Origin of the sequence: Nocardia sp. NBC_01009, assembly GCF_045208035.1 — a bacterium.
In the GTDB taxonomy this organism is placed as follows: domain Bacteria; phylum Actinomycetota; class Actinomycetes; order Mycobacteriales; family Mycobacteriaceae; genus Nocardia.
Genome location: NZ_CP108695.1, coordinates 3335604 through 3348887, shown reverse-complemented (window position 1 = coordinate 3348887; position 13284 = coordinate 3335604). Strand labels below are relative to the sequence as shown.

9 protein-coding genes and 1 pseudogene are annotated in these 13284 nt (G+C 65.4%); 2 read left to right on the top strand and 8 right to left on the bottom strand.

The window, feature by feature from the left end:
- Positions 1 to 393: 393 nt before the first annotated feature.
- A pseudogene (locus OHA42_RS14975) lies at positions 394 to 867 on the top strand (TetR/AcrR family transcriptional regulator); the annotation flags it as partial.
- Here OHA42_RS14975 and OHA42_RS14970 read toward each other — a convergent pair.
- Positions 835 to 2961, bottom strand: coding sequence for an Eco57I restriction-modification methylase domain-containing protein (locus OHA42_RS14970; RefSeq protein WP_406237628.1), 2127 nt, complete (start codon positions 2959 to 2961; stop codon positions 835 to 837). The pseudogene OHA42_RS14975 and the gene OHA42_RS14970 sit on opposite strands and share 33 nt — an antisense overlap.
- Positions 2962 to 3117: 156 nt before the next feature.
- On the opposite strand from OHA42_RS14970, the gene OHA42_RS14965 reads away from it, so the two are divergent.
- On the top strand, positions 3118 to 3807 hold the full coding sequence (locus OHA42_RS14965) for a nitroreductase (RefSeq protein WP_406237626.1): 690 nt from the start codon (positions 3118 to 3120) through the stop codon (positions 3805 to 3807).
- A 186-nt stretch (positions 3808 to 3993) separates the two neighbouring features.
- Here the strand turns inward: OHA42_RS14965 and OHA42_RS14960 are convergent, their stop codons facing one another.
- From OHA42_RS14960 to aceE, 7 genes are all read right to left on the bottom strand, one after another.
- Positions 3994 to 4479, bottom strand: coding sequence for a winged helix-turn-helix transcriptional regulator (locus OHA42_RS14960; RefSeq protein ID WP_406237624.1), 486 nt, complete (start codon positions 4477 to 4479; stop codon positions 3994 to 3996).
- A 133-nt stretch (positions 4480 to 4612) separates the two neighbouring features.
- Positions 4613 to 6046 carry an acyl-CoA carboxylase subunit beta gene (locus tag OHA42_RS14955; RefSeq protein WP_406237622.1) on the bottom strand — a complete coding sequence of 478 codons (1434 nt, stop codon included), beginning with the start codon at positions 6044 to 6046 and terminating at the stop codon, positions 4613 to 4615.
- A 124-nt stretch (positions 6047 to 6170) separates the two neighbouring features.
- On the bottom strand, positions 6171 to 7421 hold the full coding sequence (locus OHA42_RS14950; protein WP_406237621.1) for a KasA/KasB family beta-ketoacyl-ACP synthase: 1251 nt from the start codon (positions 7419 to 7421) through the stop codon (positions 6171 to 6173).
- Positions 7422 to 7431: 10 nt separating this feature from the next.
- Positions 7432 to 7734, bottom strand: a complete 303-nt coding sequence (gene acpM, locus OHA42_RS14945; protein ID WP_327114205.1) for a meromycolate extension acyl carrier protein AcpM — start codon at positions 7732 to 7734, stop codon at positions 7432 to 7434.
- A 124-nt stretch (positions 7735 to 7858) separates the two neighbouring features.
- Complete coding sequence (locus OHA42_RS14940; protein ID WP_328411124.1) at positions 7859 to 8773, bottom strand: ACP S-malonyltransferase; 915 nt, start codon at positions 8771 to 8773, stop codon at positions 7859 to 7861.
- Between the two features lie 128 nt (positions 8774 to 8901).
- Positions 8902 to 10236 carry a PucR family transcriptional regulator gene (locus tag OHA42_RS14935; RefSeq protein WP_406237619.1) on the bottom strand — a complete coding sequence of 445 codons (1335 nt, stop codon included), beginning with the start codon at positions 10234 to 10236 and terminating at the stop codon, positions 8902 to 8904.
- An 11-nt stretch (positions 10237 to 10247) separates the two neighbouring features.
- Complete coding sequence (gene aceE, locus OHA42_RS14930; protein ID WP_406239367.1) at positions 10248 to 13046, bottom strand: pyruvate dehydrogenase (acetyl-transferring), homodimeric type; 2799 nt, start codon at positions 13044 to 13046, stop codon at positions 10248 to 10250.
- Between the last annotated feature and the right edge of the window lie 238 nt (positions 13047 to 13284).

The following is a 13284-nucleotide window of genomic DNA, read 5'->3' as shown; positions in this document are numbered from 1 at the left end:
GTCCGGCAACGGTTCGCGAAACGCGCCAATACCCAAAGGCAGCGCCGCCACTGCGAGACATACAGTCCGACAATGACTTTTCCGGCTGCCAAATGCGCAATCTTCGCCGACTGCGCAGTCAGCGTTGTGCGCACGACCGCCGCCGCCGGCGATGCCGGACACCGGCCGCGCCATCCGCGTGCGGTGGCGTGTACTCCGCTCGATGGACAGCTCCGACGGGTCTTCGGCAACACCGATCACGACTCAGTGAGATGATTCATACGCGTTTCACTCACGCTTTCGCGAATCCTCGGCCAATCCGCCGCAACCCGGTGAAATAATGAACATCCATCATCCGCACCGTCGCGGCGCCGCGCACTCTTCGGCGCCCGCGCCGAATCGACTGGAGACCCGATGCCCACCGTCCCGCCCATGCTCCAGCGCATCCTCGACAACCCGGTCAAGGACGGCGAGAAGCTACTGGAGAGCGCGCTGTCGGCATTCCTGGACTTCGGGATCAAGCGCACCAGCATGGGCGAGATCGCCCGCCGCGCCGGCATCAGCCCAGCTACCCTCTATCGCCGCTTCGAATCGAAGAACGAACTGGTCGAAGCGGTGAGTGTGCGAGAGGCACAGCGCTTCGTCACCGCGATCGATGAGCGGGTGCGCACCGTCGCCGGCAGCGACAACCAACTGGTGGAGATCTTCGCCGCGTTCATCAGCGCGATCGCCAGCAACGAACTGCTGCGCAGGCTGCTGCGCACCGAACCCGACCTCATCCTGCCGCGGCTCACCACGGAGGCCGCGCCGATCATTGCCGTCGGCCGCACCTACCTCGCCGCGAAGCTGCGGGAATTACGGACCGACGACGGCTCCGACGATTTCGACGCCGACCTGGTCGCCGAGATCATGGCCCGGCTCGCCCTCTCGCTGGCCCTGACCCCCGACGGGCTCATTCCGCTCGACGATGTCGAGGCCGGACGTGACTTCGCCCGCCGGATCCTGCTGCCGATGGTCGGGGTCCGCACCACAGCCTGACCGCAGCCCGAACGCCGCGGCCACCCGCTCGTTCAACTCGCGCACCGACTCGGCATCGGGCACTCGCCCGTCGTCGACGAATTCGGTAACCAACTCGACGACCCGGCCCGAGCGCGCCGGGTCCGGCAACGGCAGCCGCGACACATACTGGGTAATCCACCGCCGCCGACCCGAGTACAGTCGATTCCCGCATACCGCATCGTAGAAGTGCAGGCCGAGCGCCGAATTCGCCACACCCATCAGCAGATACGCCAGCTGCTCCGCGTCACCGTGCATTCCGATGTCCGCCAGTGACATCCAATAACAATCCCCATTCACCACCGCCCCCGACCGATCAAGAGCAAACCGCGGCCGCTCGCTGATATCGGGAAACACCACCTTCGGCACCCGCCACAAATGCGGGCGCTGCGGCACCCAGATCTCGAACCACTCACGCCCACCGTCCGTCACATATTTCCGACCGGCCAATATTTCCTCATGGGTCCGCAAATACGCTGCGGCACCGGGAAATTCGCTCAGGTCGACCGGGATGCGCCGCGACCGAGTCGTGTCATAGGGATACAACACACGAGTGCCACGACCGCCGGAGACCCGCCACGGCCGGAGGTCATGATGAGTGATCAAGTCGAACAACAACTCCGACTCCGGACATGGCTCCACCTCCCCCCACCGATCCGAAATGAACACCCGATCCGCCGTCGTCTTGATCCCCACCCGAATCCGCGCTATCTCCCCGAATGTCCGCCAGGTCCCGACCCCCACTTGGCCCAACCAGTCGTCCACTCCCGGCCGCGACATCCGCCATGCCCGCCCCGCCGCAGCGGTCCGCCCAGAACCACGCAACTCACGACTGACGAATTGCCCGTCGACCCCGCACACCCCGACGACCCGAGCAACATCCGAGTCCCCCGGCACCGAATTCCCGGCACCATTCGTACCGCCGCCGACTACGGCTCCGCCGTCTGCACCACCGTCACCGATACTGTCGGCGCCGTCCTCGGCACCGGTCCGAGCGCGAGTATCAGCAGCGGTCCGGGGAGCACCGCTCACCGCCCCGTCGGTTTCGACCGATAGCGACGCGACAACTCCCCGATCATCGGAGCCGAGCTCGCCGGTCGCCAGCGTGCCCACTGCTACCGCGAAGATACGACCGTTATGTGCGACGAAACGGCCCCGGTCCTCGGTCAATGCTTCGAATAGCTCTGTGCCGCTGACAGTTTCGCATGCGGGGACCTCGTAGGCCGATACATAGCGGCAGGCTTCGCGGCGCGAAGTGCGCGTGGCGATCGTGACGGCGGGCAGCACGGCGGCCTCGAACAGCTTGGTGTCGCCGAGGTCGTACAGCTCGATCGGAGCCAACTCCGACAGCAGCAATCCTCGAATGTTCGCGCCGGCCTTGGTGGTGAGAAAGCGGTTGGCGCACAACAATCCGAGTACCCCACCCGAGCACAGCAAGCGCGGTGCGATCGCGACGAACGGATGGGTGAGATCGATTCGGCCCCGCAACCCGAACTGCTTGCTCAGCAACTGCGCTGTCGCACCACCCAGCTGCTGGGTGCGCACATACGGCGGGTTGGTGATGATGGCGTCGAAGCAGGCGTCCGTAATGTCCTCGGACACCGTGAGAAAGTCGCCGACATGCCAGTCGACAACGACCCCCGCGGTGCAGGCCCGCTCGCGCGCGACCGTCAGCGCCTCGCTGTCGAGGTCGTAGCCGACCAACTCCACCCGCACCTCGGGCAGCCGGATAGCGGCCTCCTGTTGTAGAGCCAGCAGCAGCTCGCCGTCCCCGCAGGCGGGATCGAGTACCCGGAGTGCAGCAGAATTCCGTGGTCGCGGCATATGTTCGAGTAGCCGCTGCGCCAGAAATCGCGCCAGCGCAGGCGGGGTGTAGTGCCTGCCGTGCCGTTTGCGATCCCGCGCGGCGGCGGTCTCGGAACCCATGTCAGGGATTGTGCCCGGTCCAGCCGTGACAATCGCGGCAACGCGGGCAATGCGACGCATCACGCCGAAACGGTGCCGCACAGCGGTTCCGAAACGAGACTCCGAGTGCTAGCGTCCAGTCTCAAAATGAGACTGAATGAAGTGAGGTTCGAAGCCATGGCGCCTACCGATGACCCCGACCAGTTCGCCGTGCTGTCCCGAATACTCGACGACCGGTGGACCTGTAGGCAGTTCCAGTCGCAACCGGTGGCACGGGAGACGATCGAGTCGCTGCTGCGGCTGGCACAGCGCACCCCCTCGTGGTGCAACACTCAGCCATGGCAGGTCGCGGTGACCGCGGGAGCCGGCACCGATCGGTTCCGCAGAGAACTGCTCGCACATATCGAAAAGTCGACGCCCGAGCCGGATTTCGCATTTCCCGCGCAGTACACCGGGGTTTATCGGGATCGCAGACGCGAATGTGGTCTGCAGCTCTACGACAGTGTCGGGATCACCAAGGGCGACCACGCGAGGACGATGCGGCAGGCGCTGCGCAACTTCGAACTCTTCGACGCACCGCACGTCGCGATCATCACTTCCGAGGCCGATCTCGGCGTCTACGGCGCCGTCGACTGCGGCCTCTATATCGGCAACTTCCTCCTCGGTGCACACAGCCTCGGACTCGGCGCCGCCCCGCAGGCCGCGCTCGCATCCTACGCACCGTTCCTGCGTGAGTACTTCGACATCCCGGATAGTCGGCGAGTAGTCGCAGGCATCTCGTTCGGCTATCCCGACAAGGACCACCCGATCAACTCCTTCCGCACGATGCGCGAAGACCCCCAACACGTTGTGATCTGGGCGGACTGAGAAAGTAACGGCCACCGGCGCCGCGCAGGGTCACCGGTTCGTCGGCGGTGGAGTCACGGGACGAATATGCGATACGCCGAGCGCAGCGCCTGAGCGGCGTCGCGATACGCCGACTGATTCCCGCACCAGGAATGCGTGCATCCGAATCCATTGATGAGAAGCTCGCACACGCGGGCACAGCCCGAGCTATCGAGCCGAACTGTGCGCCCCCGCCGACGCTGCGGTAACCCCGAGGCCCGGCCCCGGCAATGGCGTCACGTCGCGAGCAGTGAGTTCGTTCCCGCACACATCGCATTCGAGCTCCACATGCGCCTCGCCGGTGCACTCGCGATGCCGATACTCCACCGGCGGACCGTCGGGCGCCATATAGGTGTCGCCCCAATCCCGGATCGCCATGAGGATCGGATAGATGTCGTGCCCCTTCGGCGTGAGGCGGTACTCCTCATGAGCCCCCTCGGCCGCCTTCTGTTTCACCAGGATCCCATGCTCGATCAGCCGGTCGAGCCGATCCTGCAACCGACTGCGGGAGATACCGAGCGTGCTCTGAAAGGCATTGAACCGCCGGACTCCCGAGAACGAATACTTCAGGATCAGCAGGGTCCAGCGGTCGCCAAAGATCACCAGCGGGCGCGTAATCGAACACGGCACCTCGGCAAGTTCCTCGTAACGCACCCCCCGATGCTACTCAGCGAAACCGGTCTTCGGATCGGCATCCGCCGCTTCCGTCGACGGTCCGGCGGCAGGGCCGAGCAACAAAGAATGGGCTCCGGGAATCCCGGAGCCCATTCTCGATCAGAACATCACCTCACAGCGGAATGTTCTTGTGATGACTCTTACGAGCCGGCGCCGCGGCCAGCGCGGCGGCGATGATGCTGCGCGTCTTCGCCGGGTCGATGACCTGGTCGACGACACCGATCGCGATGGCACGCTCGACACCACCGGCAATCTGCTCGTGCTCGACGGTGAGACGCTCGTGCAGTGCCTCACGCTCGTCCTCCGGCGCCGCTGCCAGCGCCTTCTTGTGCAGGATGCCGACCGCGGCCTTGGCGCCCATCACGGCGACCTCGGAGCCCGGCCATGCATACACCGCGGTCGCGCCCAACGAGCGGGCGTTCATCGCGATGTAGGCGCCACCGTAGATTTTCCTGGTGACCAGCGTGACGCGTGGCACCCGAGCCTCGGCGAACGCGTGCAGCAGCTTCGCGCCGCGGCGCACCACGCCTTCCCACTCCATGCTGACGCCGGGCAGGTAGCCGGGGACGTCGGTGACCACGACCAGCGGGATACCGAAGGCATCGCACAGCCGCACGAAACGCGCGGCCTTCTCGGCGCTTTCGGAGTTCAGGCAGCCACCGAGCCGAATCGGGTTGTTGGCGAGCACACCGACCGTACGACCGGCGAGCCGGCCGAGACCGGTGACGATACTGCGGGCGTAGCCACCCTGCAGCTCCTCGAACGACGACTCACCGTCGACGTTGTCGAGCAGCTCGTGGATGATCGGCTTGACGTCGTAGGCGCGTTTGGCCGATTCCGGCATCATCGCCTTCAGGTCGACGTCACCGTGTTCGGCGGCGACCAGGTCGAATTCGCCCTGCTCGGCGAACATCGACACCAGTCTGCGACCCCGATGCAGCGCATCGGCCTCGTCGTTGGCGACGATGTGGGTGACACCGGACTTCTTGCCATGGGTCTCCGGGCCACCGAGGGTGGCCATGTCGACCTGCTCACCGGTGACGCTGCGGACCACGTCGGGACCGGTCACGAAGACTCGTCCCTCGGGTGCCATGATCACGATGTCGGTCAGCGCGGGGCCGTAGGCGGCGCCACCGGCCGCGAAGCCGAGGACCACCGAGATCTGCGGAACCAGGCCGGACGCCCGGACCATTGCCTCGAAGACCAGGCCCACGGCGTGCAGTGCCTCGACGCCCTCGGCGAGCCGAGCGCCGCCGGAGTGCCAGATGCCGACAATCGGAATGGCGGAATCGATGGCGGTGTCGATCGCATCGACGATGTGCTTGCAACCTTCCACGCCCATCGCGCCGCCCATGACGGTGGCGTCGGAGCAGTAGGCGACGGTGCGGACACCGTCGACCTCGCCGATTGCGGCGAGCACACCGGACTTGTCCCGCGGATGCAGCGGAAGGACCGTACCCGGGTCGAAGAAGCGCTGCAACCGACCCAGCGGGTCACGCGGATCGATCACTGTTTCGGGCTGAAACGCGGGGGCCACTATCGTCATCGCGTTTACTCCTCACCTCTGTGAAGTACGCCGCTGCCGCGGCTGCGTATGTCGAACCACGGTGGGGTCGACCAAATTCAGTTGGCCGACCCCACCGGGATCGTTGTGCAGTCGATGCGGGCGGCTATGCCCGACCGAAGGCGAGCGCGACATTGTGCCCACCGAAACCGAATGAATTGTTGATCGCGTATTCGATCTCCTGGCGGCGAGCCTCGCCGTGAACCACATCCAGATCGATCTCCGGATCCTGGTTCTCCAGGTTCAGCGTCGGCGGAACAATCCCGTCCCGGATGCTGAGCACGGTGAGCACCGACTCGAGAGCACCCACGGCGCCGATCGAGTGACCGAGTGCTGATTTCGGCGCATACACCGACGCATGGTTACCCACCGCCAGGTTGATCGCCCGCGCCTCGGCGGTATCACCGATCGGAGTGGCAGTGGCATGCGCGTTGACGTGCGTGATGTCCTTCTTCGTCAAACCCGCGGTCTGCATCGCCCGAGTCATCGCACGCGCCGCACCGTTACCGTCCGGAGCAGGAGCGACCAGATGGAAACCATCAGAGGTGATACCGGCACCCAGCAGACGAGCATGGATCGTCGCGCCACGCGCCTTGGCGTGCTCCTCGGTCTCCACGACCATGAGCGCACCTGCCTCGCCGAAGACGAACCCGTCCCGATCCTTGTCGAACGGACGCGACGCACCCTTCGGGTCATCGTTACGAGTACTCATCGCACGCATCATCGTGAACGCCGCGATCGGCACCGCGTCGATGAAACCCTCGACGCCGCCGGTGACGACGATATCCGCGTCACCCATCACGATCATGCGCCATGCGTTGGCAATAGCCTCGGAGCCAGACGAGCATGCCGAGACCGGAGTGACCACTCCTGCCCTGGCCTTCAATTCGAGACCCACAACAGCCGACGGGCCATTCGGCATGACCATCTGAACAGCCAGCGGCGAAATCTTGCGATAGCCACCGTTCTTCAGCTTGTCGACCGAGTCGATCAGGGCGTCACCGCCACCGAGTCCGGTGCCGATGGCCACACCCAGGCGTTCCGGGTCCACTTCCGGGCTGCCCGCGTTGCGCCAGACTTCACGACCGAGAACGGTCGCGAGCTGCTCGACGTAGGCCATGCGCCGACATTCGACTCGGGTCAGCAGGGTCTCGGGCCGGACCTTCAGGTGACCGCCGATGCGGACCGGAAGGTCGTATTCCTCGACGAAGGAATCCTCGAGAACGTCGATACCGCTCTCGCCGTTGAGGAGTCCCTTCCACGTCGCATCGACGTCACCAGCGATCGACGTGGTCGCCGCCATGCTCGTGACGACGACGTTGGGGAAGTTCCCGTTCAAGGTGGAAGGAGTGGTCACAGTGTCGGCCCTACTCGGCGTTGTCGAACTTGGCCTTGAGCTCCGCGGCGGCATCCGAGTTCTCCGCCTCGAGCTTCTGGATGTAGGCGACTGCGTCGCCGACCGTCTTCAGGCTGGCCAGATCCTCGTCAGGGATCTTCACGCCGTACTTGTCCTCGGTCTGCACTGCGATCTCGACCATGGACAGCGAGTCGATGTCCAGGTCATCGACGAAGGACTTCTCGATCGTCACCTCGGAGGGTTCGATACCCGTTACCTCTTCGATGATCTTGCCGAGTTCCTCGACGATTTGTTCCTGGGTCAGAGCGGCCACTTCGTGGCTCCCTTCTTGATCTCTTTGTAGGGCTTCTACTGTTTTTTTCGGTTCGAGACAGCCGATGGTTACCGTCTGCTCGGTCACGATCGTGCGTTTTTATTGCACGTCCGCGGGGGGAAAGCTAGCCGGAGGTGGTGAGCCCGGCCAACGCGGGGAGGTCTTCAGGGGTCTTCAGGGCCAGCGTGGGCGTGCCCTTCAGTTCCCGTTTTGCAATACCGACGAGTGTGCCCGCCGGCGGCAACTCCGCCACTGCCGAAACACCGGCTTGCCTGGTCGTTTCGGTGCACAGATCCCAACGGACAGGTCGGGTGACCTGCGCCGCGAGCTTAGTGATGGCGTCCGCTCCCGAGGCGACCGGCTTGCCGTCGAAGTTCGACAGTAGGGTCCGGGTCGGCTCGTTCGGGGTGATCTGGCTTATGGCTTCCGTCACAGCATCCTGGGCCGGGCCCATGAAAGCGGTGTGGAAAGCCCCCGCGACGGGCAGCGCACGCACCCGCGCCTTCTCGGGTGGGTTTGCGGCGAGTTCTGCCAGGGCGTCCAGTCGACCCGCGGCGACGATCTGGCCCACCGCGTTCCGGTTGGCCGGAACGAGGTCGAGCTCCGCGAGCCGTGCGAGCACGGCAGCCTCATCGCCACCGAGTACCGCGGACATACCGGTCGGCTCCAGCGCGCACGCCTTGGCCATCTCCGCACCGCGGATAGCTGCCAGGGTGACCGCCTCGTCGGGGGTGATGACCCCGGCGACTGCGGCTGCGGCAAGTTCGCCGACCGAGTGTCCGGCGACGATGGTAGCTGCCGGAAGGGAACTCGGGTCGATTTCCGCGAAGGCAAGCAGCGCAGCGGCGACAACGAGCGGTTGGGTAATGGCAGTGTCGGTGATCTCCTCGGCCGTCGCGGTGGTACCGAGACGAATCAGATCCAGGCCGGCGGCCTTGGACCAGAGGGCGAGTCGATCTGTCGCGCCGGGAAGGTCGAGCCAAGGCGCGAGCATGCCAGGTGTCTGGGACCCCTGTCCAGGGGCGAACAACGCGATCACATCTCTAAGAAAACACTGTGAGGCAGGCCGCAGGAGATGTCGACGCGAATGAAGCTTGCGGTGGCCTTTTGTGGGAGTCCCACAAAAGGCCACGTGGGTCGTGCCGATCGACCGGCTCCCACGATCCGTTACAAGCCCTCGTGACCCATGACGAGGTGAGTTGCCTCTGGGGTGGATGTTGACGATTCGTTACGGGTTCGTGTCAAACGACCCACTGTGGATGCGATCCGGAGCACATAGGCGTCCCGCGGATTCATCGGATCTCGTCCGGTGACTTCGGCAATCCGTTTGAGGCGATAGCGAACGGTATTTGGATGAACGTACAGCTGACGGGCACACGTCTCGACAGCACCACCGCAATCCAGATAGGCATCGAGAGTGTCCGCCAGCGACGAACCCGCCGCAGCCAACGGTAGGACAAGATACTCGTTCAACGCGTCTATCGCACCTCGATCGCCGAGCAATGCGCGTTCGGGCAACAATTCCGTCGCGTGCACCGGTCGAGGCGCACCCCGCCAGCCCACCACGGCCTCCATGCCTGCCAGGGCTTCCACCGCACTCGCATGCGCGGCACCAAGGGTTCGGGTGGTCGGGCCGATCACCACCGGCCCGTCGGAGAACACCTCGGCGAGCAGGTCCGCAAGGAACGGCGATATATAAGAGCTTTCGCCGAGATGGCCACTGACCACCATCACCAACCGCGAGCCCTGGACAACGGCGAGCGCCGCACGACCATGCCGTGCGGCGATGGTGTGCACCGACCCGACCATGCCGACACCCTGATCTCCCGGCGGAGTCCCGACCAGCACGGTCGCGGGCGCGGTGGCGTCCCAGTTCAATGTCGCGGCACGCGACAGCATGTCCGGGCCGGTATCGCCACGCACGACGGCGTCGACGACCAGCGCCTCCAGGCGGGTGTCCCACGCGCCGCGGGATTCCGCGGCGCTCGCGTACACCGAGGCGGCGGCGAACCCGAGCTCACGCCCGTACCGCAACACCGCCTCGGTGAGCGCGACGAGCTGCCGGTCGTTGCGCGCGAGCGCGGGCAGCCACTGTTCGAAGAACTCCATGGCCACGCGGACCATGTCCACGGTCTGGCGCAGCGTCAGCCGCCGCGCCAGATCCTGTGGAATCACTTGGAAGGCATCCAGACTGAACCTGATGTCGCTGTCGGGATCCTGCAGCCACTCCAGGAAGTTCACCACCGCGGTCTGCACCAGCATCTGGACCCCGGCGCGCTGCGCGGCATCCAGATCGGCGAAGAACGGCAACCGATCCTGCATCGACCCCACCGCCTCGGTGGAGAGTCGACCAGAGAACTGCTTCACACGTTTGAGCAACGTGTCGGGTAGCGGGTCTCGGGTTTGCCGGTTCGGGGATAGCGCGCCGGTCGGCAGATACACCTCGTGCTCGGAGGAGCCTTCGGAGATCCGTCGCGGCCGCGGCGGTTTACGGTCCACCATCCAATCGTCCGCTACTCGCCGTCGCCGTCGCCGCTTGCCACCGACTTCGGCGCGGCGTCCACATCATCGATGCGGTATTTCGCGGCCGCTTCGGTCAGTGTGGCGGCATCGATCTTCCCAGCCCGGACGAGTCCGGCCAGCGCCGCGACCACGATGGACTGCGCGTCCACATTGAACACGCGACGCGCGGCAGGCCTGGTGTCGGAGAAACCGAAACCATCGGTGCCGAGGGTGGTGAAGTCACCGGGCACCCACTGCCGAACCTGATCCGGCACCGCACGCATCCAGTCCGTCGCGGCAATGATCGGACCCTCGGCCGCCGAGAGCGCCTGCGTGACGTATGGGACGCCGACATCGGTGCCCGGGTTGCGCAGCTTCGCGATTTCCTTGCCGAGCGCCTCCTTGCGGAGTTCGCCCCACGACGTCACCGACCAGACATCGGCCTGCACACCCCACTCCTCGGCGAGCAGCGCCTGCGCACGCAAACCGTCCGGCACGGTGACGCCGGAGACGAGGATCTGGGCGCGCACATCGCCCGCCGCACCACGCTTGTACAGGTAAATGCCCTTGAGCAGACCCGGGATATCGAGGTCGTCGGGCTCCGCGGGCTGCTGGTAGGGCTCGTTGTACAGGGTGATGTAGTAGAAGATGTCTTCGCCGCCGAAGCCGCCGTTCGGCTGCCCGCCGTGCGAAACGGCGCCCGGCACCGCGCCCGGCCCGGCCTGCGGGGTCCCGCCGCCGTACATCCGGCGCAGGCCGTCGCGCACGATATGCGCGAGCTCGAACGAGAACGCGGGATCGTAGGTGACAACGGCCGGATTGGTCGAGGCCAACAGCAGCGAGTGGCCGTCGTTGTGCTGCAGACCCTCACCGGTCAACGTGGTTCGCCCGGCGGTTGCTCCGAGCACGAATCCACGAGCCAATTGGTCCGCCGCCGCCCACAGACTGTCGCCGGTGCGCTGGAAGCCGAACATCGAGTAGAAGATGTACAGCGGGATCATCGGCTCGCCGTGGGTCGCGTACGAGGTGCCCGCCGCAGTGAACGACGCGGTCGATCCGGCCTCGTTGATGCCCTCGTGCAAGATCTGCCCGACGGAGCTCTCTTTGTAGGCAAGCATCAATTCCGCGTCGACCGATGTGTACAACTGGCCGTTGCGGTTGTAGATCTTCAACGAAGGGAACCACGAGTCCATACCGAAGGTGCGGGCCTCGTCGGGGATGATCGGCACGATTCGCTTGCCGATCTCCTTGTCCCGCAACAGCTCCTTCATGAGCCGAACCAGCGCCATGGTGGTCGCCACGTTCTGCTTGCCGGAACCCTTGCGGACCGACTTGTACGCCTCGTCGCCAGGAAGTTGCAGAGGCTTTGCCGCGGTGCGCCGCTCGGGCAGGAAGCCGCCGAGCGCCTTGCGCCGGTCCAGCATGTACTGGATCTCGCGCGCCTCCATGCCCGGGTGGTAGTACGGGGGCAGGTACGGATCCTTCTCCAGCTCGGCGTCGGTGATCGGAATCCGCTGCAGGTCACGGAAATCCTTGAGGTCCTGCAGGGTCAGCTTCTTCATCTGGTGGGTGGCGTTGCGGCCCTCGAAGTGCTTGCCGAGGGTGTAGCCCTTGATGGTCTTGGCCAGGATCACCGTCGGCTGGCCCTTGTGCGCCATCGCGGCGGCATAGGCGGCATAGACCTTGCGGTAGTCGTGACCGCCGCGCTTGAGGTTCCAGATGCTTTCGTCGGACATGTCCTGGACCAGCGCCTTCGTCCGCGGGTCGCGGCCGAAGAAGTGATCGCGGACGTAGGCGCCGTCGTTGGCCTTGTAGGTCTGGAAGTCGCCGTCGGGCGTGGTGTTCATCAGGTTCACCAGCGCACCGTCGCGGTCGGCGCCGAGCAGCGCGTCCCACTCACGACCCCAGACCACCTTGATGACGTTCCAGCCCGCGCCGCGGAAGAACGACTCGAGTTCCTGAATGATCTTGCCGTTGCCGCGCACCGGCCCGTCGAGGCGCTGCAGGTTGCAGTTGACGACGAAGGTCAGATTGTCCAGGCCCTCCATGGCCGCGACCTGCGCGAGGCCGCGCGACTCCGGCTCGTCCATCTCGCCGTCGCCGAGGAATGCCCACACATGCTGATCGGAGGTGTCCTTGATGCCGCGATCGTGCAGGTAGTGATTGAACCGCGCCTGGTAGATGGCGTTCATCGGGCCGAGACCCATGGACACCGTCGGGAACTCCCAGAAGTCGTTCAGCAACCGGGGATGCGGGTACGACGGCAGGCCGTGGCCCGGTCCGCCGTGGCTGTATTCCTGCCGGAAGCCGTCCATCCGATCGGTGCTGAGCCTGCCCTCGAGGAAGGCGCGGGCGTAGATGCCCGGCGAGGCGTGGCCCTGGATGAAGATCGAGTCGCCGCCGCCGGGATGATCCTTGCCGCGGAAGAAGTGGTTGAAGCCGACCTCGTAGAGCGCCGCCGAGGACGCGTAGGTCGAAATATGGCCGCCGACACCGATTCCCGGGCGTTGCGCGCGATGCACCATGATCGCTGCATTCCAGCGGATCCAGGCACGGTAGCGCCGCTCCACCTCTTCGTCGCCGGGGAACCACGGCTCGTTCTCGGTGGGAATCGTGTTGACATAGTCGGTCGAGGTCAAGGCGGGGATGGCGACCCGACGCTCACCGGCGCGTTCCAACAGCCGGAGCATCAGATAACGCGCGCGGCCCGGACCTTCCCGGTCGAGCATCTCATCGAACGATTCGAGCCATTCGGAGGTCTCCTCCGGGTCGATGTCCGGTAGGTAGGACGCCACCCCTTCGCGGATCACCCGGACACGGCCGCCTGCCGGCGCGGCAGGCGATCCGTGCGGATCGCGGCCTAGGGCAGGGGCGGTCTCGGAGTTCGGCACAGCGGATTTCGCTGCAGCGGAAGAGTGGATCAGGTCGGTCAAATCTGCTCCTCGTACAGGGGGTGGACATGTGATGGCGTCGGTTTCCCCGGGCAGGCACGCATGGTTGGCGGACCGCCCGCTTCACGAAAGTTTCGGGCGCACCTCCATCCTTGCG

Coding starts and splice junctions, on each gene's coding strand:
- OHA42_RS14970 (WP_406237628.1), bottom strand. CDS start 2,961: ATGGGTTCCGAGACCGCCGCCGCGCGGGATCGCAAACGGCACGGCAGG.
- OHA42_RS14965 (WP_406237626.1), top strand. CDS start 3,118: ATGGCGCCTACCGATGACCCCGACCAGTTCGCCGTGCTGTCCCGAATA.
- OHA42_RS14955 (WP_406237622.1), bottom strand. CDS start 6,046: ATGACGATAGTGGCCCCCGCGTTTCAGCCCGAAACAGTGATCGATCCG.
- OHA42_RS14935 (WP_406237619.1), bottom strand. CDS start 10,236: ATGGTGGACCGTAAACCGCCGCGGCCGCGACGGATCTCCGAAGGCTCC.